Origin of the sequence: Paraburkholderia sp. BR10872 (genome assembly GCF_040965835.1) — a bacterium.
GTDB lineage: Bacteria > Pseudomonadota > Gammaproteobacteria > Burkholderiales > Burkholderiaceae > Paraburkholderia > Paraburkholderia nodosa_A.
The window spans coordinates 42599-67456 of the sequence record NZ_JBFRCN010000014.1 but is presented as its reverse complement, the minus strand read 5'-3'; the positions used below and the strand labels follow the sequence as shown (position 1 = coordinate 67456).

Sequence of the window (24858 nt, the reverse complement as noted above, 5' to 3'; positions counted from 1 at the left end):
CGCGCCGTCCTCGAGCGCCGCTTAACAGTCGCTTAAGGGCTCGAATGGGCGGGGGGATTTTTGGTTGGGCGTGGTTGCCGTGAGAAGATGCAGGCGACCCGAGAACTCAACGAGAATGCCCTTGGACCGTTTCCAGGAGATGCAAATTTTCACGCGCATCGTCGACCGCCGCAGCTTCACGCAGGCGGCCGAGGACCTGAACCTGCCGCGCGCGACGGTCACCAACTCGATCAAGCGTCTCGAAGCGCGCCTAGGCGTGCGTCTGCTCGAACGCACCACGCGCCAGGTCAAGCCGACGCTCGATGGCGATGCCTACTACCAGCGCTGCATGCGCCTGCTCGCCGACCTCGAGGAAACCGAGGAGGCGTTTCGCGACACCGATCCGCAGGGGCGTTTGCGGGTGAACATGCAGGGCACGCTCACGCAGTATTTCGTGATGCCGCGCCTGCCCGACTTTCTCGCGCGCTATCCGCGCGTCGAGCTCTTCATCGGCTCGGGCGATCACTTCGTCGATCTCGTGCGCGAGGGCGTGGACTGCGTGCTGCGCGCGGGCGAGCTGGCCGACTCTTCGATGATCGCGCGGCGCGTGGCGCTGCTCGAGCAGGTGACCTGCGCGAGCCCCGCGTATCTGGAACGGCACGGCGACCCGGAGTCGATCGAGGCGCTCGCCGGCACGCATATGGACAATCCTGGCCGGCCCGGCCATCGGGCCGTGAACTATGTGTCGCCGGCCACGGGCCGCGCGCTTCCGCTCGAATTCACGACCGCCGACGGTATCGCCCGCGTGACGCTGCCGGGCCCGGTGGCCGTGAACGGCGCGGAACTCTATACGGCGGGCGCGCTGGCGGGGCTCGGCATCGTGCAGGTGCCGCGCTACCGCGTGCGCGACCTGCTCGCCAACGGCGAGCTGTGCGTCGTGCTGCCCGCGCATCCGCCGCCGCCCTTGCCGGTCTCGGTGCTTTACCCGCAGAACCGCCAGTTGTCGCTGCGCGTGCGCGCTTTCGCCGACTGGCTCGCGCAGGTGTTCGCCGAAGTTGCCTGAAATGGCTCGAGCGCAGCCGGGGCAGCTTGCCCAGGCGCGCCCGCTTGCGATCCGTTGTTTTTACGTGCGCCGCGCGACCATGCCGGACACACGCGCCGCGGCTTGCTGAAGCGGTTCGAGGAAGGTCTTGACCATCTGCCTGGCGGACGTGCGCTGTGCGTTGCCACTGATGTTCATCGCGGCGATCACGCGGCCCTGCCGGTTGCGGATAGGCGCGGAGATCGAGATGAGTCCGCCTTCCAGTTCCTGATCGACGATGGCCCAGCCCTGCTGGCGCACCTGGGCGATGATCTTCTTGAGTTCGCCGACGTCGGTGACCGTGCGCCCCGTATGCGCATAGAGCGCTGAGGAGCCGAGCGTTTCGTCGAGCGCGGCTTCGTCGAGCGAGGCCAGCAGCACGCGCCCCATGGAGGTGCAGTACGCGGGCAGACGGCTGCCGATCGAGAGGTTGATCGTCATGATCTTGTGCGTGGGCACGCGCAGCACATAGACGATCTCGGTGCGGTCGAGCACGGCCGCCGAGCAGCTCTCGTGCACTTCCTGCGACAGCTCTTCCATCACCGGCTCGGCGAGGTTCCAGAACGGCATCGACGTGAGGTACGCGAAGCCCAGGTCGAGAATGCGCGGGGTGAGGCGAAAGAGCCGCCCTTCGGCTTCGACGTAGCCGAGCGTCTGCAGCGTGAGCAGAATGCGGCGCGCCCCGGCGCGCGTGAGGCCCGTGGCGGCGGCGACGTCGGTGAGGGTCTGCTCGGGATGCTCCGCGTTGAATGCGCGGATCACCGAAAGCCCGCGCGCGAACGACTGCACATAGGAGTCGCCCGGTTTTTCGGGAATCTCGTGCTGGTCGGCGGAGCGGTCTGGCGAGGCACTGGAAGCGGAATTCATGGGCGTGGCGTTCGGTCTTGCTGCGGCGCTTGGAGAACCTATCAAGATAACCCAAGGGATCGGTTTCGCCAACAAGCGGCGAGGTCGGGCGGCCGCTCACTGTCGGGGCATGGCGCCTGCGTCAACATCGATAGTGCGGCGTCGCGTGACATGCGTCAAATGCGCACATCAGATCATTTGGCAGTCAGTTATTTGATTTCAGTCAATTGGATTTTGTCTAAAAATGATTGATTCGTGAGTCGATTGCGTATGTCTGAATATCGGCAATTCATGAACTTAAAACGAGATAAGAGCCATGTCGAAATTCGAATGAATCGGCACACTTTCTGACGATTCTTCGACCGCGCCGCGCGTGTCGCCGGTGCCCATCCTCGCTTGCCCGCGCACTGGGGAATCACGCTGAAACCACTGTGTGGCGGGCGTTTGCGAGATGAAAGCTATTGGAAAGATATTTGCGGCTTTCCGTCGCGCTTGCCTGGGCGTGCTTTGTCCCGCTGGCCAATCCTTAGCAAAGATCAAATTTTGAGATTGGGGTTTCCGTAGAATCGCGCTGAATACGATACGGGTGCATTTTGCGTGGCGAATATGCGATGCAAATGTGTTGGTGTTACGCGTTTTGGTGGACAACGGAAGAACAGGCAAACATGAAAGACAGAAAAGCCTTTAAAAGGTGGTTAATCCCCCTCGGCAGCGGGCTGCTCGTTTCTCTTGCGGGGTGCAGCGGCAATTTTGCCGTGCTGGACCCGAAGGGCAGCGTGGGCGCGGCCGAGAAGTCGCTCATCCTTACGGCCACATGGGCCATGCTGCTGGTCGTGGTGCCCGTCATCATCCTGACGCTCCTGTTCGCGTGGCGCTACCGCGCCTCGAACCGCAACGCGACCTACGCGCCGAAGTGGGCCCACTCCACGGCAATCGAAGTGGTGGTCTGGGCCATTCCGGCCGCCATCATCCTGTTCCTCGCCATCCTCACGTGGCGCACCTCGCACGAACTCGACCCGTACAAGCCGCTGGAGTCGAGCGTGAAGCCCATCAACGTCGAAGTCGTCGCGCTCGACTGGAAGTGGCTCTTCATCTACCCCGACCTCGGCATTGCTTCGGTGAACCAGCTCGCCGTGCCGGTGGGGACGCCGGTCAACTTCCGCATCACGTCGGACGCTGTGATGAACTCGTTCTTCATCCCGCAACTGGGCACCCAGGTCTACGCGATGGCGGGCATGCAAACGCGTCTGCACCTGATCGCCGACGAAGCGGGCGATTTCGACGGGCTCTCGTCCAACTACAGCGGCAAGGGTTTCTCGGACATGAAGTTCCGCACGCTCGCCACGAGCCAGCAGGACTTCGACGCGTGGGTGCAGAAGGTGAAGACGTCGTCCACCCAGCTTTCGATGGACGAGTACGCAACGGTCGCGAAGCCGCGGGAGAAGGCGCCGGTGCAGTACTTCTCGACCGTCGACCCGAAGCTCTTCAATAACATCATCGCGAAGTACAACAACGGGCACGTCACGAATTTCGACCCGTCCTGCGTGACCAAGGGGTAAGCAGCATGTTCGGAAAACTCACATTAGAGGCGATCCCGTTCGATCAGCCCATCATCATGGGCGCGGCGGCGTTCATGGCGCTGATCGTCGTCGGCGTGCTCGGTCTCGTCACCGTGACCGGCAAGTGGAAGTACATCTGGACCGAGTGGCTCACGAGCGTGGACCACAAACGCATCGGCGTGATGTACATGATCGTGGCGGTGCTCATGCTCGTGCGCGGCTTCGCCGACGCGGTCATGATGCGTATCCAGCAGGCCATGGCGTTCGACTCGCCCGGCTATCTCCCGCCGCATCACTTCGACCAGATCTTCACGGCGCACGGCGTCATCATGATCTTCTTCATGGCGATGGCGCTCATGGTCGGCTTCTTCAACCTCGTCGTGCCCCTGCAGATCGGCGCGCGCGACGTGGCGTTCCCGTTCCTGAACTCGCTCTCGTTCTGGATGACGGCGATCAGCGCGATCCTCGTCAACATTTCGCTCGTGGTCGGCGAGTTCGCGAAGGTGGGCTGGCTCGCGTATCCGCCGCTCTCTGAACTGCAGTTCAGTCCAGACGTGGGGGTGGACTACTACATCTGGGCAGTGCAGCTTTCCGGTGTCGGCACGCTGATCACGGCCGTGAACTTCTTCGTCACGATCGTCAAGATGCGCGCGCCCGGCATGACGCTCATGAAGATGCCCGTGTTCACGTGGACCGCGCTGTGCTCGAACGTGCTCATCATGGCCACGTTCCCGATCCTCACGATCGCGGTGGCGCTGCTCGGCCTCGACCGCTACGTCGGCACGCACTTCTTCACGAACGAGCTGGGCGGCAACGCCATGCTGTATCTGAACCTGATCTGGGCGTGGGGCCACCCCGAGGTGTACATCCTCGTGCTGCCTGCGTTCGGCATCTACTCGGAAGTGATGGCCACGTTCTGCAAGAAGCCGTTGTTCGGCTACAAGACGATGGTCTACGCCTCGTGCGCGATCATGGTGCTGGCGTTCCTCGTGTGGGCGCACCACTTCTTCACGATGGGTGCGGGCGCCGACGTCAACGCGTTCTTCGGTATCGCGACGATGATCATCGCCATTCCCACCGGCGTGAAGATCTTCAACTGGCTGTTCACGATGTATCGCGGCCGTGTGCACTTCACCGCGCCCGTGCTCTGGACCGTCGGCTTCATGGTGACGTTCTCGATCGCCGGCATGACCGGCGTGATGCTCGCGATTCCGGGCGCGGACTTCGTGCTCCACAACTCGCTCTTCCTGGTCGCTCACTTCCACAACGCGATTATCGGCGGCGTGGTGTTCGGCTACCTCGCGGGCCTACAGTACTGGTTCCCGAAGGTGTTCGGCCTGAAGCCCAGCGAAAAGCTCGGCAAGGCGTCGTTCTGGTGCTGGTTCGTCGGCTTCTACGTGGCCTTCGTGCCGCTCTACGTGCTCGGCTTCATGGGCGCAACGCGTCGTACCAACCACTACGATGTGCCCGAATGGCATCCGTACTTCGTGGTCGCCGCGATTGGCTCTGCGATCATCGCGGTCGGCGTCGTGTTCCAGGTCCTGCTGTGGGTCATGGCCTTCGTGAACCGCAACAAGGCCGAATGCAAGGACGTGACCGGCGATCCGTGGGACGGCCGCACGCTCGAATGGGCAACGTCGTCGCCGCCGGCGGTCTATAACTTCGCGGTCATTCCGCACGTGGACGACATCGACGCTTTCGCGCACATGAAGGAAGCGGGCCGCGCTCCGGGCCTCGCCGCGAAATACAGCGACATCCACATGCCGTCGAACACGTCGGCGGGCCTCTTCATCGGCATGTTCAGCCTCGTGCTGGGTTTCGCGGCCGTGTGGCACATCACGTGGCTTGCGGTGCTCGGGTTCGTCGGCGTCGTGCTGACGGTCATCCTCAAGAGCTTCGGCAACAACGACGGTTACTACATTCCGGCCGCGAAGGTCCGCGAGATCGAAGAAAGCCGCTTTGGCACCGGCGCCGCCGTGGCCAAGCGCGACCTGGTCGCCGAGGAGGCAGTCTGATGTTACAGAAAACCAATGCGGCAACCCTTGCCGAACTCGATCAGCACGATCACCCGCAGTCGCACTCGGTATTCGGCTTCTGGGTCTACCTGATGACCGACTGCCTGCTGTTCGCGGCGCTGTTCGCCACGTTCGGCGTGTTGAGCCAGCAGTTTGCGGGCGGCCCCACGGGCAAGGACCTGTTCGATATTCAGGGCGTGGCGCTCGAAACGGCCGTGCTGCTGTTTTCGAGCATCACGTACGGGTTCGCGATGCTCGGCGCGCATCAGCGCAAGAACGGCGTGGTGCTCGGCTGGCTCGCCGTCACCTTCATTCTGGGTGCGTCGTTCCTCGTGCTCGAACTGCGCGAGTTTTCGCACCTGATCGCAGAAGGCGCCGGCCCGCAGCGCAGCGCGTTCCTGTCGTCGTTCTTCACGCTGGTCGCCACGCACGGACTGCACGTGTTCTTCGGCCTGCTGTGGATGCTCGTGATGATGATCCAGGTGGTTCGCGCACGGGAGCTGGGCGAGCAGGAAATCCGCCGCCTCACGTGCCTGAGCCTCTTCTGGCACTTTCTCGACGTGGTGTGGATCTGCGTGTTTACTTTTGTCTATCTCGGGAGCGTGCTCTAAATGGCTCAATCTCATGCAGAGTCGCACGGCAGCCTCGGCAGCTATGTGGCGGGCTTCATTCTTTCGGTGCTGCTTACCGCGGGCGCATTCGGCGTTGTCCTGCACGGCACGCTCGATGCCTCCGCGGCCTTGATCGTGATCGCGGTGCTCGCCTTCGTGCAGGTGGTCGTGCACCTCGTGTTCTTCCTGCATCTGAACACGTCGCCGGGGCAGGGCTGGAACGTCCTGTCGCTGGCGTACACGGTGCTGGCCGCCGCGTTCCTGATCTTCGGCACGATCTGGGTCATGCACAATGTCGGCGCGCTCATGATGTCGCGTTAAGCGTTCGCCTCACTGGCTGGCGCCTCGCGCCCGCCTGAACTCGCAAAGCCGCACGGGCACCCGGCCTGTGCGGTTTTTTCGTTTTTGGAGCCAGGTCCGCGTGCTTGACACTCGTCCCAGGACGCGCCTATTATGGCCGTCAAATTGTTCTATTAACGATCATCGGTTCGGCATTCGAACAAATCGCACGAGGACGTGCGCGCTCGATCTCCCATTTTCGCCCGCGCAGTCCGTCAATCTCAATCATCTTTGCATGGGATCGCATCAAGTGCGTGCGATCGAAAGGAGACTCACATGACGGAAGCATTCATCTGCGACGCGGTTCGCACACCTATCGGCCGCTACGCGGGCGCCCTTGCCCAGGTTCGCGCCGACGACCTCGGCGCCGTGCCGCTCAAGGCGCTGATGGAGCGCAACAAGGACGTGGACTGGACGGCGATCGATGACGTCATCTACGGCTGCGCGAACCAGGCCGGCGAGGACAACCGTAACGTCGCGCGCATGTCCTCGCTGCTGGCGGGCTTGCCGCAGGCCGTGCCGGGCTCGACGGTGAACCGCCTGTGCGGCTCCGGCATGGACGCCGTGGGCATTGCCGCGCGCGCGCTCAAGTCGGGCGAAACGGGGCTGATGATTGCGGGCGGTGTGGAAAGCATGAGCCGCGCGCCGTTCGTCATGGGCAAGTCGACGAGTGCCTTTGCTCGCGACGCCGCGATTTACGACACGACGATTGGCTGGCGCTTCGTCAATCCGCTGATGAAGCAGCAGTACGGTGTGGATTCGATGCCGGAAACGGGCGAAAACGTCGCCGTCGACTACAACGTGAGCCGCGCCGATCAGGATGCGTTCGCGGTTCGCAGCCAGCAGAAGGCGGCTCGCGCACAGGCGGATGGCACGCTTGCGCAGGAGATCGTCGCGGTGACGATTGCCCAGAAGAAGGGTGATCCGATTGTTTTCTCGCGCGACGAGCATCCGCGTGAAACGAGCCTCGAAGCGCTGGCCAAGCTCAAGGGCGTCGTGCGCCCGGATGGCTCGGTGACGGCAGGCAATGCTTCGGGCGTGAATGACGGGGCTTGCGCGCTGCTCCTCGCCAACGAGGAAAACGCGAAGCGTTTCGGGCTCGTGCCGCGTGCGCGCGTGCTCGGTATCGCAACGGCTGGCGTCGCGCCGCGCGTGATGGGTATCGGTCCCGCGCCCGCTACGCAGAAGCTCCTCGCGCGTCTGAACATGACCATCGACCAGTTCGATGTGATCGAGTTGAACGAAGCGTTTGCTTCGCAAGGCCTCGCCGTGCTGCGCATGCTCGGCGTCGCCGATGATGATCCTCGCGTCAACCCGAACGGCGGCGCGATCGCGCTTGGACACCCGCTCGGGATGAGCGGCGCACGTCTCGTGACGACCGCCACGTATCAGCTCCATCGCACGCAAGGGCGCTTTGCGCTTTGCACGATGTGTATCGGCGTGGGGCAGGGAATTGCGATCGCTATCGAGCGCGTCTGATTTTTCGTCGCCCTGAATTGAAAGCCGCGGGTCGATTTGATCCGCGGCTTTTTTGTTAGAAATTTCGCGCTACGCAACAATTGCGCGATCCATTTCACCACGTAATCGCACGGGAATTTGAGCCTCAGCAAACCCCTCGGCAATTAGCCGTATTGGGTTGCGGTAAGTTGACCCGCTTCCGGGCAGGTAACGTCCGCGTTCTAAAAGCCGCGCGTAGAATCGGCCGCACTTCGGCACCACACGCCGATGCGAATACGGCAATCATTTCAAACCCGTTTGACGAGGAGAATGTGAATGACGAAGGCAGCGATTCTGGCGGCGGCATGGGTGGTGGGCGTTGGCCTCTCGCAGGGGGCGTTTGCGCAAAACGACGCGGCGGCTTCGGCGCCGCAGGGGCAAAGCGCGCTCGCCAGCGCGGCGCAGCAAGCGATTGCCAACGCGGAGCCGGTGCATATCCACGCGAAGATCGTCGGCATCGATCGCGCTGCGCGCGTCGTCACGTTGCGCGGGCCGCGCGGCAATGACGTCGATATCGCGCTTAGCCCGCAGGTCAGCAACTTCGACCAGCTCCACGTGGGCGACACTGTCGACGCGCTCTACAAGAACGCGCTCCTCATGACGGCCGACAAAGCAACGGGAAAGGACAAGGGTATTCGCAAGCGTGTGGATACGAATGTCTATCTGCCCGCGTCGTCGGGCTACGACGCCGCGCGCCAGGTTGAAGTCCAGGCCACGGTGCAGCACATCAACGCGAAGAAGCGCGAAGTGACGCTGCGCGGCGCTTATCAGACCGTCACGCTGCAAGCCACCCCCGATATCGACCTCAAGACCCTGAAGGTCGGCGACACGGTTCACGCCGTGTTCGTTTCCGCTTATGCGACGCAGGTAACGCCGGTTGCCGCCACGCAGTAAGCACGTAAAAAAGCCGGCGCATTGCGGCGCCGGCTTCCTTTTGCGATCCGAACGGGCGCCTCGGAAGGCGCCCGTTTTCGCTGGTCGTTACATGCCTGCCATGCACATGTACTTGATCACCACGTAGTCGTCCACGCCGTAGTGCGAGCCTTCGCGGCCGAGGCCTGACTGCTTCACGCCGCCAAACGGCGCGACTTCATTCGAGATCAGGCCGGTGTTGATGCCCACCATGCCGTATTCGAGCGCTTCGGCCACGCGCCACACGCGGCCGATGTCGCGGCTATAGAAGTAAGCGGCGAGACCGAATTCGGTATCGTTCGCCATCCTGATCACTTCTTCATCGGACGAGAAGCGGAACAGCGGTGCGAGCGGCCCGAAGGTTTCGTCGCGCGCGACCTTCATCGCGGGCGTGACGCCGGTGAGGATGGTCGGCTCGAAAAAGCCGTGGCCGAGTGCGTGGCGTTTGCCGCCCGTGGTCACCTGAGCGCCTTTCGCGAGCGCATCTTCGATATGCGATTCCACCTTCAGCACGGCCGCTTCGTTGATGAGCGGGCCTTGCGTCACGCCGGCCTCCGTGCCGAGGCCGACCTTGAGCTTTTCCACCGAGTCGCGCAGCTTGGCCGCGAACGCGTCGTACACGGCGTCGTGCACGTAGAAGCGGTTCGTGCATACGCAGGTCTGGCCGCTGTTGCGATACTTCGAGGCGATGGCGCCGGCGACGGCCGCATCGAGATCGGCGTCTTCGAACACGATGAACGGCGCGTTGCCGCCCAGTTCCAGCGAGACCTTCTTGACCGTCGAGGCGCACTGGCTCATGAGCAGGCGGCCAACCGGCGTCGAGCCCGTGAAGGAGAGCTTGCGCACGGTCGGGTTGCTCGTGAGCTCGCCGCCGATCGCCTTCGGGTCGCCCGTCACGACGCTGAACACGCCGCGCGGGACGCCCGCACGCTCGGCCAGCACAGCGAGCGCGAGTGCCGAGAACGGCGTGGCTTCGGCGGGCTTGAGCACGATCGGGCAGCCTGCCGCGAGCGCGGGGCCGACCTTGCGGGTGATCATCGCGGCGGGGAAATTCCACGGCGTGATCGCGGCGCACACGCCCACGGGTTCCTTCGTCACGACGATGCGCTTGTCGTTGGCGGGCGTGGGGATCGTGTCGCCATAAATACGCTTGCCTTCCTCCGCGAACCATTCGAGGAACGACGCGGCATAGCCGATCTCGCCCTTCGCCTCGGCGAGCGGCTTGCCTTGTTCCGTGGTGAGGATGAGCGCGAGGTCGTCGGCATTTTCCATCATCAGGTCGTGCCATTTGCGCAGGATGACACTGCGCTCCTTCGCGGTCTTCGAGCGCCATGCGGGCCATGCGGCGTTCGCGGCGGAAATCGCGCGGCGCGTTTCGGCGGCGCCCATGCGCGGCACCGTGCCGATCACCGCGCCGGTGGCGGGGTTCTTGACTTCGAACGTAGCGCCGTCTTCGGCGCCTTGCCATTCGCCGTTGATAAAGGCGCTGGTTTGCAGCAGCGATGCGTCTTTCAGATTCATGCTTGCACTCCGGACTGACTTCGATTCATTTAGAACGACGAACGGCACAGCGGCAAGCGCCGGTGTGCCGTTTCGCGGATGGCCCGCTGCTCGCGGGCCAGCATGTGGCCGAGGCTTACGCCGGCACGCCCACGGCTTCCTTGACCGACTCTTCGAGGATCGCGAGCGCTTCGTCGAACACGGCGTCCTGGATCGTCAGCGGGAACAGGAAGCGCACGACGTTCGAATACACACCGCACACGAGCAGCAGCAGACCGCGATTCAGGGCTGCCGTTTGCACGCGCTTCGTGAAGTCGGCGTCGGCTTCGCTCGTGCCCGGCTTGCAGAACTCAACGGCGTTCATCGCGCCGGGGCCGCGCACGTCGGCGATCTGCGGCACGTCGGCCTTCATCGCGTTGAGTCTGGCCTTGAGCTTGTCGCCGAGTTTCGTCGCGCGCTCGCAGAGCTTTTCCTCTTCGATGATCTCGATCACCGCGTGCGCCGATGCCACAGCCAGCGGGTTGCCCGCGTACGTGCCGCCGAGGCCGCCAGGCGCCGCCGCGTCCATCACTTCCGCGCGGCCCACCACGCCCGAGAGGGGCATGCCGCCTGCCAGGCTCTTGGCGATCGTCATGAGGTCCGGCGTGACGTCGTAGTGTTCCATCGCGAAAAGCTTGCCGGTGCGCGCGAAGCCCGTTTGCACTTCGTCGGCGATCAGCAGGATGCCGTGCGTGTCGCAGATCTTGCGCAGCCCGCGCACGAAATCGGCCGGCGCCTGATAGAAGCCCCCTTCGCCCTGCACCGGTTCGAAGATGATCGCGGCGACGCGCTTCGGATCGATGTCGGCCTTGAACAGCATCTCGATGTGCTTGAGCGAGTCGGCCGCGCTGATGCCGTGGACCGAGTTCGGGTAGGGGGCGTGGTACACGTCGGCCGGGAACGGGCCGAACGCGAGCTTGTAAGGGGCGACCTTGCCCGTGAGCGCCATGCCCATCATCGTGCGGCCGTGGAAGCCGCCCGCGAAGGCGATCACGCCCGGACGGCCCGTATGGGCACGTGCGATCTTGACGGCGTTTTCGACGGCTTCGGCGCCGGTCGTGAAGAAGGCGGCCTTCTTGGCGAAGCTGCCCGGCGCGCGCTGGGCGACCTTTTCGGCCAGCGAGACGTACGACTCGTACGGCACGATCTGGTAGGCCGTGTGCGTGAACTGGTCGAGCTGCGCCTTGATGGCGGCGACGATCTTCGGATGGCGGTGGCCCGTGTTGCACACGGCGATACCGGCGGCAAAGTCGATGAAGCGGCGGCCTTCCACGTCCCACAGCTCGGCGTTTTCGGCGCGCTCGGCGTAGAAGTCGCACATCACGCCCACGCCGCGCGGGGTAATGGCGTTCTTGCGGCTTTGCAGATCGGCGTTCTTGCTCACGTTCATCTCCTGTGGAATCGGTGTCAGTTCTGAAGTTGGTTGGCGGACCGGCAAGCAGTCCATGTCGCGACTATACTCACGTTTGGCTCTAAATTTCAGAGCCATTCAGTGCAATCTTTAGGAGCCAATTTCGATGCGTGCGAGTGTTCTGTCCGATTGGCTGGCGCAACGGCTCGACCGCGGAAGCGCCCAGCCGGTGTACCGGCAACTGCACAAGCTGCTGCAGCAGGCGATCCTCTCGCGCGAACTGCCGGCCGGGGCGCGGGTGCCGTCGTCGCGGCTGCTGGCGGCCGAGCTGGGAATTGCACGCAATACCGTGACGCAGGTCTACGAACAATTGGTGCTCGAAGGCTATGTCACATCGGCGACTGGGCGCGGCACCTTCGTGGCGGACACGTCACCCGACGAAATCGTGGGGGCGACTGAAATTGGCTCCATGCAGACGCGGACAAATGGAGGCGCTTCAGGAGCCGCGCTACCTGCGGGGAAAGTCGCAACTAACAGCCAGAGCGCAAAGGGCGCGGACGCGCTTGCCGCGGCGGCGCCCGGAGCCGCGTCGACAAGCGGAATGGAAGCCGCCACTCAGACGCAACGGTCCACGGCGCGCGCCCTCTCGGCACGCGGCACGCGCCTGATTACCAGCGCGGGCGTCTCGAAGCGCCAGGGCGGCGCGTTCATGCCCGGCGTGCCCGATGTCTCCCGCTTCCCGGCGCGCGTATGGACGCGTCTGCACAACAAGTACTGGCGCAGTCTGCGCCCGGACCTGCTGACCTACGCACCCGGCGGCGGCCTCGCGCTGCTTCGCCACGTACTGGCCGACTACCTGCGCACTTCGCGCTCGGTGCGCTGCTCGCCGGAGCAGATCATCATCACGACGGGTATTCATCAGTCCATCGACCTGGCCGTGCGTCTGCTCTCCGATCCCGGCGACACCATCTGGACCGAAGACCCGTGCTACTGGGGCGTACGCAGCGTGCTGCATGTCTCGGGCCTCAACACGCGGCCGATCGCCGTGGACAGCGAAGGGCTCAACCCGTCGGCGGGCGACTTCGCCGCGCCGCCGCCGCGGCTCATGCTCGTCACGCCTTCGCACCAGTACCCGCTCGGCATGGTGATGAGCCTCGCACGCCGGCGCATGTTGCTCGAGTACGCGCGCCAGCATCAGTGCTGGATCATCGAGGATGACTACGACAGCGAGTTCCGTTACGGCAGCCGTCCGCTTGCGTCGTTGCAGGGGCTCGATACGGCGGGGCAGGTGATCTACGTGGGCAGCTTCGGCAAGACGCTGTTTCCGGGCCTGCGCGTGGGTTATCTCGTCGCGCCGGAAGCGCTGGCGGAAAGCTTCGCGACCGCGAGCGCCGAGCTGTATCGCGAGGGGCAATTGCTGCAGCAGGCTGTGCTCGCAGAGTTCATCGCCGAAGGCCATTTCACCTCGCACATCCGCAAGATGCGCGCGCTTTACGGCCAGCGCCGCCAGGTGCTGCTGGACGCCGTTGCGCGCCGCTACGGCGACGCGTTGCCCGCGATGGGCGGCGACGCGGGCCTGCACGTCGTGATGCAGTTGCCCGAAGGCAGCGACGACCGCGCCGTGGCCGAAGCCGCGCTCGCGCGCAATATCGTCGTGCGGCCGCTTTCGGGGTATTACTCGTCGCGCGAGCGTGCGAATTCGGGCTTGCTGATCGGCTACGCCTGCGTGCCCGACGAGGAGATTGCACCGGCGTTCGACACGCTCGCCGAGGCGATCGATACGACGTTGCCCGCGTTCGTATGAGCGAAGCGGTCGCTGCGGCGCAGGCCAATCACAGCCGGATCAGCACCGCCCCGCAAGTCACGAGCGCGAGCCACCATGCGGCGCGCCGTGAGCTTCTCGTTCATGAAGAGCCAGCCGATCAGCACGGCGAAGCGCGGGTCGTCGAGGCCGCAATCGTGTGATTATTCCAGCGTACGCGTATGGCCGCCAGAAATAGGGAAAAGCCGCACGAGCCGTCGTTGTGTTTCTATTCGGCTCGCGCGGCTTTCGAGGGAGCGCGTCAGATCACGCGCGCACGCAGTCTTGCGGAGATCAGATCGATGGCCGTGACCACGACGATCACCATGATGAGCACGGCGCTGGTCTGCTGATAATCGAACGAGCGGATTTCCTCATACAGCACGACGCCGATGCCGCCCGCGCCCACCATGCCCACCACCATCGCCGAGCGCACATTCGACTCGAAGCGGTAGAGCGCATACGAGATCCACAGCGGCATGACCTGGGGCAGCACGCCGTAGACGATCTCGTCGAGCGGCGAGGCGCCCGTCGCGCGCACGCCTTCCACGGGGCGTGGGTCGATGGCTTCCACCGCTTCCGCAAAGAGCTTCGCGAGCACGCCTGTCGTGTGCACCCACAAGGCGAGCACACCGGCGAACGGCCCGAGGCCCACGGCTACGATGAAGAGCATCGCGAACACCATCTCGTTGATGGCGCGGCACGCGTCCATCAAACGGCGCACGGGATGCAGCACCCACGCGGGCGCGAGATTGTGCGCCGACATGAGCCCGAACGGCACTGCGCAGACGATGGCGAGTGCCGTGCCCCACAGCGCCACCGCGATCGTGACCCACATCTCCTGGGCATACGTGCGCCATTCCGTAAAGTCCGGCGGGAAGAAGCCGCGCGCGAACGTGCTCATATTCGCTGAGTCGGAGAAGAGGTCGAGCGGGCGCATGTCGGCGCCGCGCCACGCCACGCCGAGGAGCACGAACACGATGGCCCAAAGCGCGAGCGAGGACCAGCTGCGCTTGCCTGTGAGGCCGCGCGCCGCCAGGGCGGCCGCTTGCGGCGCGGCGGCGACGTTCGGCGTCGCCGCCGGCCCGGCAGCGGGCCTTGCGACTTCTGCCTGCGGCACGGCGCGTGAGCTGTCGAAATCCATCGCGCCCATTACTGCTTCGCAGGTGCGGCGAGCGCGCCGATCTTCGCGTCGATGGCCGCGATCTGGCTCTTGCGGTCGTCGTCGGAGAGATGCGTGTCGGCGGCGATCTTCTCTTTCTGCTGGAACAGCGCGACCTGGCGGATCGGCAGGAGCTGCGCGTCGGTGGCGGGCGCGAAGCCTGCGTAGCCGGTGATATCGGCCATGATCTTCTGCTCGCGCGGATCGGTCTTGGCGTAGTGGTAGAAGAAGTCGCGCAGCTTCTGCTTGGTGGCCTCAGGCAGATCCTTGCGAAACACGAGCGGATCGGACGGAATGAGCGGCGAGGTCCACAGCACGCGCACCTGGGCAAAGCGGTCCGGGTGCTTCTGTTGCAGCGTGGAAAGCTCGATGGTGTTGTTGGTGGCGATGTCCACCTTGTTGTTCACCACGGCGAGCAGGTTCGCTTCGTGGCTCGAAGGCAGCACGGTCTTGAAGTTCGTCGCGTTCACCGAAACGCCGTGCTTCGCGAAGAGGTAATAGCCCGGAATCAGCGTGCCCGAAGTCGAATTGGGGTCGCCCCAGCCGAGCGTCAGATCCTTCGTATTCTTGAACACATCGTCGATCGACTTCACACGGCTGTTCACGTTGGTGATGAGCACCGACTTGTAGCCGGCATCGCCGTTCGCGTAGAGCACCTTCGCGAAGATCTCGCCATTCGAGCGGTCCACGGCTTCCATGGCCGAAGCGTTGCCGAAGTAGCCGATCTGCACCTTGTTGAAGCGCATGGCTTCGATGATGCCCGAGTAGTCCGTAGCAAAGAACGCATTCACATGCAGGCCGGTCTGCTTGTTCAGGTCGTCGATGAACGGTTGCCAGCGTTGCTTGAGCACCGCCGACGAGTCGGTCGAGATGATGCCGAAGCTGAGATCTTCCGCGTGAGCGGCCGCGCTGCCGAGCGAGGCAAACGCGACGGCGCCGGCGGCGCACCAGGAGAGCATGGAGCGGAACAGGTTCATTGGGGCGGTCCGTGGTGAGTAAAAACGTTGCGGGTTGGAAAAGGGTTGGGTTGCGTGATCAGGCCGCGCGAGGCTGCGCGCCGAAGCACGTTGCCGCGGACGGCGCAGCATCGGGTTCGAGCAACTCGCGCGCGGCGTTGCCATAAAGCTGTTGCAGCAGCGCGGGCGTGAGCGCCGACGATGCGCCGTCGTACACCACGCGCCCGTCGCGCAGCGCGATGGTGCGCGGGCAGTACTCCATGGCGATATCCACCTGATGCAGCGAGACGACCACCGTCAAGCCGTGATCGCGATTGAGCATGCGCATCATGTCCATCACGCGGCGCGACGATGCGGGGTCGAGCGAGGCGATGGGTTCGTCGGCGAGAATCAGGCGCGCGCGCTGCACGAGTGCGCGGGCGAGCGCCGCGCGCTGCTGCTGGCCGCCCGAGAGGTTCGAAGCGCGCTCGGCGGCCTTGTGCGCGATGCCGACCTCGCCGAGCGCGGCCAGCATCAGCTCGCGTTCGGCGCGCGGAAAGCGGCCCGTGAGGCGTCGCCACAACGGCAGCCGCGACAGCGCGCCGATCAGCACATTCGTTTCGACCGTGAGGCGATGCACGAGATTGAACTGCTGAAACACGAAGCCGATGTCGCGGCGAATGCGGCGCACTTCGCGCACGATGCGGCCGTCCTGCTGAATAGGACGACCAAGAATCTCGATGCGCGAAGGCTGCGGGTCGGAAGCCGTGAAGCCCGCAATATGGCGGAGCAGGGTCGATTTGCCCGAGCCCGATGCGCCGATCAGCGCGACCATTTCGCCAACGCCTACGCGCAGGTTGATTTCGTCGAGTGCCTTGCGGCCGCTGTCGAAGCTTTTCGAGAGGCGTTCGATGCGTATGGCGTCCATAACAATCCGTCGCTGTGTAGTCGAGGGCTCATTCTAGGAAGGGACTGTGACGGTTGAGTGAAGGTGTCGCGACGTCTAGACGACTACATGTCTTGCGGCCTTCTGGCCGCGAAAAAATCGCGAGAGATGTGACAGCCACATGACGCCAAACATCTGTCATGCTCAATATCATGGGAAGCGGCTATATTGGTGGGCAACGTACGTGCTGTCCCTGGTTTTCCTGACTTATTGCTGACTCATTGTCGACAGAGGTGGCACTCGGAAGGCAGTTGTAGACAAAGCGGCCGCACGCGGCGGCGCGACCTGGGCGGCCCCACCTAGGCGGCCCCATCCAAACAAGCGACGAAACCCGGCGCCATATGCAGGCACTGAGCTTCCTACCCGATAGCTTCGAGGAATACGAGGATCTCAAGATGATCCTCGATGCCGGCGCACGCTGGCTCGACATTCGCAGCGAGGGCGAAGTCGAGGTGCGCGGCCGCACGTTTCCTCTCTACGTGGCGGCCATCGGCTCGCGCGATCCGGCCGCGCCCGGCATTGGTTTTTTCGGGGGCATCCATGGGCTCGAGCGCATTGGCTCGCAGCTCGTGCTCGACTACATGCGCGCGCTCGTGGGGCGTCTTGCCTGGGACGAACTGCTCCTGCGCCAACTCGAGTCCGTGCGCATCGTCTTCGCGCCGATTCTCAATCCCGGCGGCATGTGGCTCGCCACGCGTGCAAATCCGAACGGCGTCGACCTCATGCGCAACGCGCCGCAGGACGCCGACGAGCGCGTGCCCTTTCTTGCGGGCGGCCAGCGCGTCGGCTCGTGGCTGCCGTGGTATCGGGGGCGGCGCGGCGCGGCCATGGAGATCGAGGCGCAGGCGCTCCTGAAGATCGTCGACGAAGAACTCACGCGGCGCCCGCTTTCCTTCGCGCTCGACTGCCATTCCGGTTACGGCTGGACCGACAGCATCTGGTTTCCATACGCACGTACGCGCCGTCTCATCCGCCATCTGCCCGAAATGTACGTACTCAAGACGATGTTCGAGCGCGCGCATCCGCATCACGGCTACACCTTCGAGCCGCAGAGTCACCAGTATTTGCTGCACGGCGACTTGTGGGATTGCGCATACGATCGGGCGCCCGACAGCAACATCTTCCTGCCGCTCACGCTCGAATTGGGCTCGTGGTTGTGGATCAAGAAGAACCCGCGTCAGATCTTTTCGCGCCAGGGCATGTTCAATCCGCTCTTGCAGCATCGCACCGCGCGTGTGTTGCGGCGCCACGCGAATCTGTTCGAGTTCCTCACGCGCGCCGCGTATTCCTCGCAGCGCTGGCTGCCCGAGGGTGTGATCCGCGATGAGGTGCTGAAAAGCGCGATCGGGCACTGGTATCGCAAGCCGGGCACATGAGCGAACCGTGGATCCTGCTGCGCGGCCTCACGCGCGAATCGCGCCACTGGGGCGCGTTCGCCACGCTGCTTGCGGCCCGTGACGGCGTGCTGCCCATCGACCTGCCGGGCAACGGCACGGCGGTGCACGAACGCTCGCCGCTCGCGGTGGACGACTACGTGGACACGCTGCGCGCCCAGGCGCTGCGGTACGGGGCGCGCCCGCCATACCGCGTGCTGGCGATGTCGCTGGGCGGCATGGTGGCGACGGCGTGGGCGCTGCGCTACCCCGACGAAATTGGGCGGCTCGTGCTCGTGAACACGAGCATGCGGCCGTTCAGCCGCGTAGACGAGCGCTTGCGGCCGTCGGCGTGGGCCGCACTCGTGCGCGTGGCGCAGCATTGGGATGGCGGCGACACCGGCGGCATTGCCGAGACGCTGATCCACGGGCTCACCTGTGCGCGCCGCGACACGCTCGCTGCCGACCTCGAAACGTGGCGCGCGATCCGCGCAAGCGCCCAAGTGAGCCGCGCGAACGCGCTGCGCCAGCTCGCCGCCGCCGCACGCTTCAAGGCGCGCGCCGTGCCGCGCTGCGCGGTGCTGGTGGTGTCGTCGCGCGGCGACCGGCTTGTGAACCCCGTTTGCTCCGCGCGGCTCGCGCGGGCCTGGGGCGCGCCGCACGTGGCGCATCCCTGGGCGGGGCACGATCTGCCGCACGACGATCCGCAATGGCTCGTCGATACGCTCCACGCGGGCGACGTCGCCGGGAACGCGGCGGGCCAGGCCGCCGGGCGCGGCTGAGCGGTGCCGCGGCGCGTGCGCGCCGCCCGCATCGCCAGTCCGGCGATTGCCCCATAATACGAAAACTCATCCGGCACTTTCAGGACGATTTCCAGACATGAACGACAAACCCGCCATTGGCGCCGCCGTGCCGCGCCTCACGAGCCTTTCGCACGGCGGCGGCTGCGGCTGCAAGATCGCGCCGGGCGTGCTTTCTGCGCTGCTCGCCCGCAGCACCCCGCTCACCACCGCGTTTCCGAACCTGCTGGTCGGCACCGAGACCGCCGACGACGCCGCCGTCTACAAGCTCAACGACGAGCAGGCCATCGTCGCGACGACGGACTTTTTCATGCCGATCGTCGACGATCCGTACGACTTCGGCCGCATCGCCGCGACCAATGCGCTTTCGGACGTCTACGCCATGGGCGGCAAGCCGATCCTCGCGCTGGCACTCGTGGGTATGCCGATCAACGTGCTGCCGCACGATGTGATCGCGCAGGTGCTGCGCGGAGGCGAGGATGTGTGCGCGGCGGCGGGCATTCCCGTGGCGGGCGGCCATTCGATCGACTCCGTGGAGCCCATTTACGGCCTCGCGGCGCTCGGCGTCGTGCATCCCTCGCGCGTGAAGCGCAACGCATCGGCAAAAGCCGGCGACGTCCTCGTGCTCGGCAAGCCGCTCGGCGTGGGCGTACTTTCCGCCGCGCTCAAGAAGGAAATTCTCGGCGACGCGGGCTACAAGGCGATGGTCGCCGCCGCGACCCTGCTCAACAAGCCGGGCGCAACGCTCGCGGAACTGCCGGGCGTGCACGCCATGACCGACGTAACGGGCTTCGGCCTGCTCGGCCACACGCTCGAAATCGCGCGTGGCGCGAATCTCACCGCGCGCGTGCACTACGCCGAGCTGCCGTGGCTGCCGGGCGTGCAGAAGTTCGTCGACGACGGCGTGTACACGGGCGCCTCGGGCCGCAACTGGGCCTCGTACGGCGACGCCGTCACGCTCGCGCCCAGCCTGCCCGAAAGCGCGCGCACGCTGCTCACCGACCCGCAAACCTCGGGCGGCCTGCTCGTGGCCTGCGCGCCGGAAAGCGTGGACGACGTGCTGGCGATCTTCCGCGCGGAAGGCTTTGGCGACGCCCGTGTGATCGGCGAACTGAGCGAAGGCCCGGCGCGCGTGGACGTCGCGTGAGGGCCGTATGAGCGGAGAATCGCCTAAAGCCATCTTCTACGCGCTCGCTGCGAACTTCGGCATAGCGGTCTGCAAGTACGCTGCCGCGGCGTTCACGGGCTCGGGATCGATGTTCGCGGAGGCGATTCACTCCACGGCCGACTGCGGCAATCAACTGCTTTTGCTGTTCGGCCTGCGCCAGTCGCGCGAGCCGCCCACGCCGCTGCATCCCATGGGCACGGGCCGCGCGATCAACTTCTATTCGCTGCTCGTGGCGCTGCTGCTGTTTTTCGTGGGCGGCGCGTTCTCGGTCTACGAGGGCGTGCATCGGCTGATCGCGCGCGAGCCGTTGCGATTCGTCTATGTGGCGCTCGTCGTGCTCGGCATTTCCGTGGTGCTCGAAGCGTTTTCGCTTTATGGCGCGATGCGTGAAATTCGCAAGGGCGCGCCCACGAAATCGCTGTGGCGCTGGGCGCGCGAAACGCGCGATTCCGACCTGCTCGTCGTGGCGGGTGAAGACATCGCGGCGCTGGCGGGTCTCGCCATTGCGTTCGCCGCCGTGCTGCTCACGGTCATCACGGGCAATCCGGTATGGGATGCGTGCGGCTCGATCGGCGTGGGCATTTTGCTCATGCTGATTGCGTGGTTCATCGCGCGTGAAGTGAAGTCGATGATCGTCGGCGAATCGGCCGGCCCGGAAATGCGGCGCGATATCGAATCGTTCCTGCGCGCGCGGCCCGAAATTCAAAGCATCATCAGCCTCATTACCCTGCAATGGGGCAAGGAGGTGATGGTGGCGGTGCAGTGCGAAATGCTCGAGTACGACCACAGCCGCACCATGGTCGAGGCGATCAACGAGATCGAAGCCGAGCTGCAGGCGCGCTTTCCTCTTGTGCGCTGGGTGTTTTTCGAGCCGGATTTCGTGAACCGGTAGTGCAAGGGCCCGGCGGTTGAAAAAAACGCCGGGCCCTTGCGCATGAGTCACATCTTCACGCGCGCCTCACACTTCAATGCCGAAACGGCGTCCACACGGGCGTGGTGTTGTCCCACTGCTCGAGTTCGGAAGGTACGGTCGGATTCATATTGGACTCCTACGTTTTTTGTCTTGCAATCGAAATGCCGGTGCGTCTTGCGGGCTTATTCGCCCGCCTGCGCAACGCGCTGGGCGCGGTTCGCGCGGCTTTCCTGCAGCGCGATGCGTTGCGCTTGCGTGCGGCCGATCAGGCTTTGCTCGGGGTAGCTCGTCTTGTTAAGCGAGGGCAGCGTGCCGTCGCGATACGCGGCGGCAATTTCCGCCTTCACTTCAGCGCGGGTTTTCGGCGCGCTGTTGTCCTGGGCGAAGACCGAGGCGCTTGCGGCGAGCGAGAGGACGAGCGTGGCGCCAATGGCAGTTGCGAGAGTGCGTTTCATGATCTGCTCCTTTTGTACTGGTGCCACGTGGGTCGCGGCGACAGGAGCAAATGTAGTTGCGCAGCCGTTTGCGATAAACGGCCGGAACGCGAAAGCAATTGTCGAAAATCCGGAACAATCGCTGCGCCGCGCCCGCGAAAGCCTCTGCGGGCGCGGCTTCGAGGGTTGGCGCAGCGCGACGGCGTTACGCCGCTGAGCTTATGCGGCCCATTCCGAAATGACAGGCGTTTCGAGCGCTGGCGCGTTTTCGCGCTCTTCGAGCGTGCGCATCGTGCAGGCCTTGTCGAGCGAGGCGCGGCCGCTCAGCAGTGGGCAGCGGTCGAACACCTCGGCAATCCAGTCCACGAACACGCGCACTTTGGGTGACAGATGGCGGCTGTGCGGATAGACGGCCGAAATCGGCATGGGCAGCGGCTTGTAATCGGGCAGGACCTCGACGAGCGCACCCGACTTCAGGTGCGGCAGCACCATGTAGCGCGGCCCCTGGATCAGGCCGAAGCCTTCGATGCCGCAGGTCACATAAGCGTCCGCGTCGTTTACCGAGACCATGCTCTTGAGCTTGACCTCCACTTCCTTGCCGTCGACGAGAAACGCCCAGTCCATCACGCGCCCCGTACGCGACGAGAAGTAATTCACGGCGCGATGCTCGGCCAGTTCTTCGAGCGTCTGCGGCATGCCGTGGCGCTCCAGATACGACGGCGCCGCGCACGACACGCCTTCGAAAATGCCGATGCGCCGCGCGACCAGCGACGAATCCTGCAGCGCACCCACGCGCACCACGCAGTCCACGCCTTCCTGCAGCAAGTCCACGGGGCGATCGGATAGCCCGAGTTGCAGGTCGATGTCCGGATAGCGCCCGTGGAATTCGCACAGCGACGGAATCACGATGAGCCGCCCGATCGAGCCGGGCATGTCGATGCGCAGCTTGCCGTGCGGTTTGCGGTTGCGATCCTGGAATGTGGTTTCCGTTTCCTCGACGTCCGCGAGAATGCGCACGCAGCGCTCGTAGTACGCGGCGCCATCGGGCGTGAGCGACAGACGGCGCGTGGTGCGGTGCATGAGGCGCACGCCGAGAAACGCTTCGAGATTCTGAATGATCGTCGTGACCGACGCGCGCGGCATGTCGAGCGTTTCGGCAGCACGCGTGAAGCTGTTGGTATCGACGACGCGGGTGAACACCTGCATGGCCTGAAGGCGGTCCATTGCCACTCTCCAAAAAGCTTCGGTCGCACGGCGCGCGGCGTTCGAAACTAACGCCCGCGCAGAAAGAGGAGACAGATTGTTCAGGTGCGCCGAATTGTGTTGCCGGATTATAGGCATTTATTTGCAAGTCTGCCGAACCCACAATTCGCCTCATTCGAATCTACTCTCGCGCATTGCGCCGATTTGACATGGATGTCTTTAAACGCCCAACGTCTTGGACCTCCGCGGAGGAAGCGCCGCTGGCCGAAGTGCCCGCGGCCTTGCCTGCTACCGCGTCCGCCAAGCCTGGCAAGGTGCGCGCGGTGCTCACGACCGACGTGGCGATCGAAGGCTACGCCCAGCAGATTCCGCTGCGGCTGTACCGTCCCGAAGCCGCGAATGGTCTGCCGGTGTTGCTGTATTTCCACGGCGGCGGCTTTGTGCGCGGGTCCATCGAGGAAGCGGATGCGGTGGGGCGGTTTCTCGCAGAACGCTTACCAGCGCTCGTGGTGAGCGTCGGGTATTCGCTCGCGCCCAGGCACCCGTTTCCCGCCGCCCCCGAAGATGCGCATCGCGCGGCGCTGTGGGCGCTTACGCGGGCCCGCGCGTTCGGCGGCAACCCGAAGCGCGTGATCGCGGCGGGCCACGACGCGGGCGGCCAGATCGCCAACGTGCTCGCCTTCATGGGCCGCGATCGCGGCGACGTGAAACTCGCGGCGCAGGCATTGTTTGCGCCGATGCTCGATCCGAGCCTCACGCGTCTTGGCGACGAGGCGCGCCTGGGCTCCGATATCACCGCAAGCGAATGCGCGGCGTGTTATCGCGCGTATCTGCCCGATGCGACGCAGCGCATGCATCCGTACGCGGCGCCGCTCGAATCGCTGCGTCTTGGCGGCTTGCCGCCCACGCTCATCGTGACCGCACAGAACGACGTGCTGCACATCGAAGCGGAGAAGTACGCGAGCCGCCTGATCGACGCGGGCGTGCGCACCCAGGTGGTGCGCTACCCGAGCGTCTCGCACGCGAATCTCGCGGCGCATCCGGCCGCGCTCAGCGAAGCCGTACGGTTTTTCCAATGTTGCTTCGACGCGGGGGCGTCATAGACGAAGCACCCTTGCGGCGGTGCTGCCGAACCAGTGAAGAACAATCAACCATTATTTCTGGAGTCCGACATGTCACTTTTTTCGCAATCCCGAACCCGTATCGCGCTAGCGGTCATTGGCGTGCTGGTGGTCGCGGGCCTCGGCACCCTCGGTGCCATCCGCCTCGACTCGCACCCTGCCGTTGCCGCTGAAGCGCCGCCCGCACCCGAGGTCGACGTCGCACCCGTGCTCAATCGCACGATCACCGACTGGCAGACCTACTCGGGCCGCATGGCCGCCGTCGAGAAAGTGGAGATACGTCCGCAGGTTTCCGGCACGATCGTCTCCGTGAACTTCCGTGACGGCGCGCTCGTGAAGCAGGGCGAGACCCTGTTCGTGATCGACCCGCGCCCGTACCAGGCGGCCGTCGATCAGGCCGCTGCGCAGCTTGCCGCCGCGCAGGCGCGCACGGGCTACGCGCAAAGCGACTGGGAGCGCGCGCAGCGTCTGATTGGCGATAACGCCATCGCCAAGCGCGATTACGACGAGAAGCAGAACGCCTCGCGCGAAGCGAACGCGAATCTCAAGGCCGCGCAGGCCGCCCTCGAAGCCGCGCAGATCAACCTGGGTTACACGCGCATCGTCGCGCCGGTTGCCGGACGTGTGTCGCGCGCCGAGATCACGGTGGGCAACGTCGTATCGGCAGGGGCAAGCGCCGCGCCGCTCACGACGCTCGTTTCCGTTTCGCCCATCTACGCCGAATTCGACGCCGACGAGCAGACCTATCTCGACTACATCAGCCACATGAAGAACGGCTCGAAGGTGCCGGTGGAACTGGGTCTGGCGAACGAATCGGGCTATTCGCGCACGGGCACGATCGAGTCGGTGGACAACCGTCTCGACACCACGTCGGGCACCATCCGCGTGCGCGCGCGCTTCGACAACGCCGACGGCGCGCTGGTGCCGGGGCTCTACGCACGCATCAAGGTGAGCGGCAGCGCTCCGCACCCGGCGCTGCTCGTGGACGACGCCGCCATCGGCACCGACCAGGACAAGAAGTTTGTTTACGTCGTCGATAACAGCGGCAAGATCGCCTACCGCACGGTGCAAACGGGCGGCCAGCAGGGCAACCTGCGCGTGATTCTGGGCGGCCTGAAGGCGGGCGACCACGTGGTGGTGAACGGCACGCAGCGCGTGCGCCCCGGTGAAGCCGTGCGCTCGCACATGGTGCCGATGAATGGCGACCCCGACGCCGATTCGTCCAGCACGGCAGCGAACCCCGGCGCCAAGGCAGCGAAAACGTCCTGACGAG

General features: G+C 64.8%; 23 protein-coding genes. 15 read left to right on the top strand and 8 right to left on the bottom strand.

The window, feature by feature from the left end; genetic code table 11:
* The first annotated feature begins 121 nt into the window (after positions 1-121).
* Positions 122-1042: a LysR substrate-binding domain-containing protein gene (locus AB4Y43_RS13775; protein WP_368682504.1), complete on the top strand. Its 921-nt coding sequence runs from the start codon at positions 122-124 to the stop codon at positions 1040-1042.
* Between the two features lie 60 nt (positions 1043-1102).
* Here the strand turns inward: AB4Y43_RS13775 and AB4Y43_RS13770 are convergent, their stop codons facing one another.
* On the bottom strand, positions 1103-1927 hold the full coding sequence (locus AB4Y43_RS13770; protein ID WP_368728013.1) for an IclR family transcriptional regulator: 825 nt from the start codon (positions 1925-1927) through the stop codon (positions 1103-1105).
* 644 nt (positions 1928-2571) lie between these two features.
* Between AB4Y43_RS13770 and cyoA the strand changes: the two genes are divergently transcribed.
* The 6 genes from cyoA (at position 2572) to AB4Y43_RS13740 (ending at position 8821) form a co-directional block, all read left to right on the top strand.
* Entirely contained in the window at positions 2572-3465 is an 894-nt protein-coding gene (gene cyoA, locus AB4Y43_RS13765) for a ubiquinol oxidase subunit II (protein WP_069261669.1), read from the top strand.
* A 5-nt stretch (positions 3466-3470) separates the two neighbouring features.
* Positions 3471-5480 carry a cytochrome o ubiquinol oxidase subunit I gene (gene cyoB, locus AB4Y43_RS13760; protein ID WP_368605455.1) on the top strand — a complete coding sequence of 670 codons (2010 nt, stop codon included), beginning with the start codon at positions 3471-3473 and terminating at the stop codon, positions 5478-5480.
* Positions 5480-6091 (top strand): cytochrome o ubiquinol oxidase subunit III, encoded by a 612-nt coding sequence (cyoC, locus tag AB4Y43_RS13755; RefSeq protein ID WP_069261671.1) that lies wholly within the window; start codon positions 5480-5482, stop codon positions 6089-6091. Before cyoB ends, cyoC begins: the two co-directional genes overlap by 1 nt.
* Entirely contained in the window at positions 6092-6412 is a 321-nt protein-coding gene (gene cyoD / locus AB4Y43_RS13750; protein ID WP_069261672.1) for a cytochrome o ubiquinol oxidase subunit IV, read from the top strand.
* Between the two features lie 294 nt (positions 6413-6706).
* Positions 6707-7909: a 3-oxoadipyl-CoA thiolase gene (gene pcaF / locus AB4Y43_RS13745; RefSeq protein ID WP_069261673.1), complete on the top strand. Its 1203-nt coding sequence runs from the start codon at positions 6707-6709 to the stop codon at positions 7907-7909.
* Between the two features lie 294 nt (positions 7910-8203).
* A complete protein-coding gene (locus AB4Y43_RS13740) occupies positions 8204-8821 on the top strand; it encodes a hypothetical protein (protein WP_342946765.1) in 618 nt (205 codons plus the stop codon).
* 87 nt (positions 8822-8908) lie between these two features.
* Here AB4Y43_RS13740 and gabD read toward each other — a convergent pair whose 3' ends face one another.
* Both gabD and gabT read right to left on the bottom strand, forming a co-directional pair.
* Entirely contained in the window at positions 8909-10360 is a 1452-nt protein-coding gene (gabD, locus tag AB4Y43_RS13735) for an NADP-dependent succinate-semialdehyde dehydrogenase (protein WP_368616631.1), read from the bottom strand.
* 115 nt (positions 10361-10475) lie between these two features.
* Positions 10476-11768, bottom strand: a complete 1293-nt coding sequence (gene gabT, locus AB4Y43_RS13730; protein WP_368728012.1) for a 4-aminobutyrate--2-oxoglutarate transaminase — start codon at positions 11766-11768, stop codon at positions 10476-10478.
* Positions 11769-11895: 127 nt separating this feature from the next.
* On the opposite strand from gabT, the gene AB4Y43_RS13725 reads away from it, so the two are divergent.
* Together AB4Y43_RS13725 and AB4Y43_RS13720 are read left to right on the top strand one after the other, a co-directional pair.
* Positions 11896-13533, top strand: a complete 1638-nt coding sequence (locus AB4Y43_RS13725; protein ID WP_368728011.1) for a PLP-dependent aminotransferase family protein — start codon at positions 11896-11898, stop codon at positions 13531-13533.
* Positions 13530-13694 (top strand): hypothetical protein, encoded by a 165-nt coding sequence (locus AB4Y43_RS13720; RefSeq protein WP_368728010.1) that lies wholly within the window; start codon positions 13530-13532, stop codon positions 13692-13694. The genes AB4Y43_RS13725 and AB4Y43_RS13720 overlap by 4 nt, the downstream gene beginning before the upstream one ends.
* Before the next feature lie 98 nt (positions 13695-13792).
* Here the strand turns inward: AB4Y43_RS13720 and phnE are convergent, their stop codons facing one another.
* Genes phnE through phnC form a run of 3 tightly spaced genes read right to left on the bottom strand, consistent with a single transcriptional unit; the run spans position 13793 to position 16555 of the window.
* Positions 13793-14683 (bottom strand): phosphonate ABC transporter, permease protein PhnE, encoded by an 891-nt coding sequence (gene phnE, locus AB4Y43_RS13715; protein ID WP_342946762.1) that lies wholly within the window; start codon positions 14681-14683, stop codon positions 13793-13795.
* Complete coding sequence (gene phnD, locus AB4Y43_RS13710; RefSeq protein ID WP_368728009.1) at positions 14683-15669, bottom strand: phosphonate ABC transporter substrate-binding protein; 987 nt, start codon at positions 15667-15669, stop codon at positions 14683-14685. Before phnD ends, phnE begins: the two co-directional genes overlap by 1 nt.
* 58 nt (positions 15670-15727) lie before the next feature.
* Positions 15728-16555: a phosphonate ABC transporter ATP-binding protein gene (gene phnC, locus AB4Y43_RS13705; RefSeq protein ID WP_069261678.1), complete on the bottom strand. Its 828-nt coding sequence runs from the start codon at positions 16553-16555 to the stop codon at positions 15728-15730.
* 359 nt (positions 16556-16914) lie between these two features.
* Between phnC and AB4Y43_RS13700 the strand changes: the two genes are divergently transcribed.
* From AB4Y43_RS13700 to AB4Y43_RS13685, 4 genes are all read left to right on the top strand, one after another.
* Positions 16915-17949, top strand: coding sequence for a M14 family zinc carboxypeptidase (locus AB4Y43_RS13700; RefSeq protein ID WP_069261679.1), 1035 nt, complete (start codon positions 16915-16917; stop codon positions 17947-17949).
* Positions 17946-18728, top strand: a complete 783-nt coding sequence (locus AB4Y43_RS13695) for an alpha/beta fold hydrolase (protein ID WP_368605462.1) — start codon at positions 17946-17948, stop codon at positions 18726-18728. The genes AB4Y43_RS13700 and AB4Y43_RS13695 overlap by 4 nt, the downstream gene beginning before the upstream one ends.
* A 97-nt stretch (positions 18729-18825) precedes the next feature.
* Positions 18826-19893 carry a selenide, water dikinase SelD gene (gene selD / locus AB4Y43_RS13690; protein WP_368682509.1) on the top strand — a complete coding sequence of 356 codons (1068 nt, stop codon included), beginning with the start codon at positions 18826-18828 and terminating at the stop codon, positions 19891-19893.
* Between the two features lie 7 nt (positions 19894-19900).
* Positions 19901-20806 (top strand): cation diffusion facilitator family transporter, encoded by a 906-nt coding sequence (locus AB4Y43_RS13685; RefSeq protein ID WP_368728008.1) that lies wholly within the window; start codon positions 19901-19903, stop codon positions 20804-20806.
* 203 nt (positions 20807-21009) lie between these two features.
* Here AB4Y43_RS13685 and AB4Y43_RS13680 read toward each other — a convergent pair whose 3' ends face one another.
* A complete protein-coding gene (locus AB4Y43_RS13680; RefSeq protein ID WP_083245000.1) occupies positions 21010-21282 on the bottom strand; it encodes a DUF4148 domain-containing protein in 273 nt (90 codons plus the stop codon).
* A gap of 198 nt (positions 21283-21480) precedes the next feature.
* Positions 21481-22485 carry a LysR family transcriptional regulator gene (locus AB4Y43_RS13675; protein WP_069261683.1) on the bottom strand — a complete coding sequence of 335 codons (1005 nt, stop codon included), beginning with the start codon at positions 22483-22485 and terminating at the stop codon, positions 21481-21483.
* A gap of 188 nt (positions 22486-22673) precedes the next feature.
* On the opposite strand from AB4Y43_RS13675, the gene AB4Y43_RS13670 reads away from it, so the two are divergent.
* Positions 22674-23567, top strand: a complete 894-nt coding sequence (locus AB4Y43_RS13670; RefSeq protein WP_083245001.1) for an alpha/beta hydrolase — start codon at positions 22674-22676, stop codon at positions 23565-23567.
* A gap of 69 nt (positions 23568-23636) precedes the next feature.
* Positions 23637-24854 carry an efflux RND transporter periplasmic adaptor subunit gene (locus AB4Y43_RS13665; protein WP_069261684.1) on the top strand — a complete coding sequence of 406 codons (1218 nt, stop codon included), beginning with the start codon at positions 23637-23639 and terminating at the stop codon, positions 24852-24854.
* The last annotated feature ends 4 nt before the right edge of the window (positions 24855-24858 follow it).

Bases quoted from the DNA above. Each gene is read 5' to 3' on its own strand.
- AB4Y43_RS13770 (WP_368728013.1), bottom strand. From the start codon at position 1,927: ATGAATTCCGCTTCCAGTGCCTCGCCAGACCGCTCCGCCGACCAGCAC.
- cyoA (WP_069261669.1), top strand. From the start codon at position 2,572: ATGAAAGACAGAAAAGCCTTTAAAAGGTGGTTAATCCCCCTCGGCAGC.
- cyoB (WP_368605455.1), top strand. From the start codon at position 3,471: ATGTTCGGAAAACTCACATTAGAGGCGATCCCGTTCGATCAGCCCATC.
- cyoC (WP_069261671.1), top strand. From the start codon at position 5,480: ATGTTACAGAAAACCAATGCGGCAACCCTTGCCGAACTCGATCAGCAC.
- cyoD (WP_069261672.1), top strand. From the start codon at position 6,092: ATGGCTCAATCTCATGCAGAGTCGCACGGCAGCCTCGGCAGCTATGTG.
- pcaF (WP_069261673.1), top strand. From the start codon at position 6,707: ATGACGGAAGCATTCATCTGCGACGCGGTTCGCACACCTATCGGCCGC.
- AB4Y43_RS13740 (WP_342946765.1), top strand. From the start codon at position 8,204: ATGACGAAGGCAGCGATTCTGGCGGCGGCATGGGTGGTGGGCGTTGGC.
- gabD (WP_368616631.1), bottom strand. From the start codon at position 10,360: ATGAATCTGAAAGACGCATCGCTGCTGCAAACCAGCGCCTTTATCAAC.
- gabT (WP_368728012.1), bottom strand. From the start codon at position 11,768: ATGAACGTGAGCAAGAACGCCGATCTGCAAAGCCGCAAGAACGCCATT.
- AB4Y43_RS13725 (WP_368728011.1), top strand. From the start codon at position 11,896: ATGCGTGCGAGTGTTCTGTCCGATTGGCTGGCGCAACGGCTCGACCGC.
- AB4Y43_RS13720 (WP_368728010.1), top strand. From the start codon at position 13,530: ATGAGCGAAGCGGTCGCTGCGGCGCAGGCCAATCACAGCCGGATCAGC.
- phnE (WP_342946762.1), bottom strand. From the start codon at position 14,683: ATGGGCGCGATGGATTTCGACAGCTCACGCGCCGTGCCGCAGGCAGAA.
- phnD (WP_368728009.1), bottom strand. From the start codon at position 15,669: ATGAACCTGTTCCGCTCCATGCTCTCCTGGTGCGCCGCCGGCGCCGTC.
- phnC (WP_069261678.1), bottom strand. From the start codon at position 16,555: ATGGACGCCATACGCATCGAACGCCTCTCGAAAAGCTTCGACAGCGGC.
- AB4Y43_RS13700 (WP_069261679.1), top strand. From the start codon at position 16,915: ATGCAGGCACTGAGCTTCCTACCCGATAGCTTCGAGGAATACGAGGAT.
- AB4Y43_RS13695 (WP_368605462.1), top strand. From the start codon at position 17,946: ATGAGCGAACCGTGGATCCTGCTGCGCGGCCTCACGCGCGAATCGCGC.
- selD (WP_368682509.1), top strand. From the start codon at position 18,826: ATGAACGACAAACCCGCCATTGGCGCCGCCGTGCCGCGCCTCACGAGC.
- AB4Y43_RS13685 (WP_368728008.1), top strand. From the start codon at position 19,901: ATGAGCGGAGAATCGCCTAAAGCCATCTTCTACGCGCTCGCTGCGAAC.
- AB4Y43_RS13680 (WP_083245000.1), bottom strand. From the start codon at position 21,282: ATGAAACGCACTCTCGCAACTGCCATTGGCGCCACGCTCGTCCTCTCG.
- AB4Y43_RS13675 (WP_069261683.1), bottom strand. From the start codon at position 22,485: ATGGACCGCCTTCAGGCCATGCAGGTGTTCACCCGCGTCGTCGATACC.
- AB4Y43_RS13670 (WP_083245001.1), top strand. From the start codon at position 22,674: ATGGATGTCTTTAAACGCCCAACGTCTTGGACCTCCGCGGAGGAAGCG.
- AB4Y43_RS13665 (WP_069261684.1), top strand. From the start codon at position 23,637: ATGTCACTTTTTTCGCAATCCCGAACCCGTATCGCGCTAGCGGTCATT.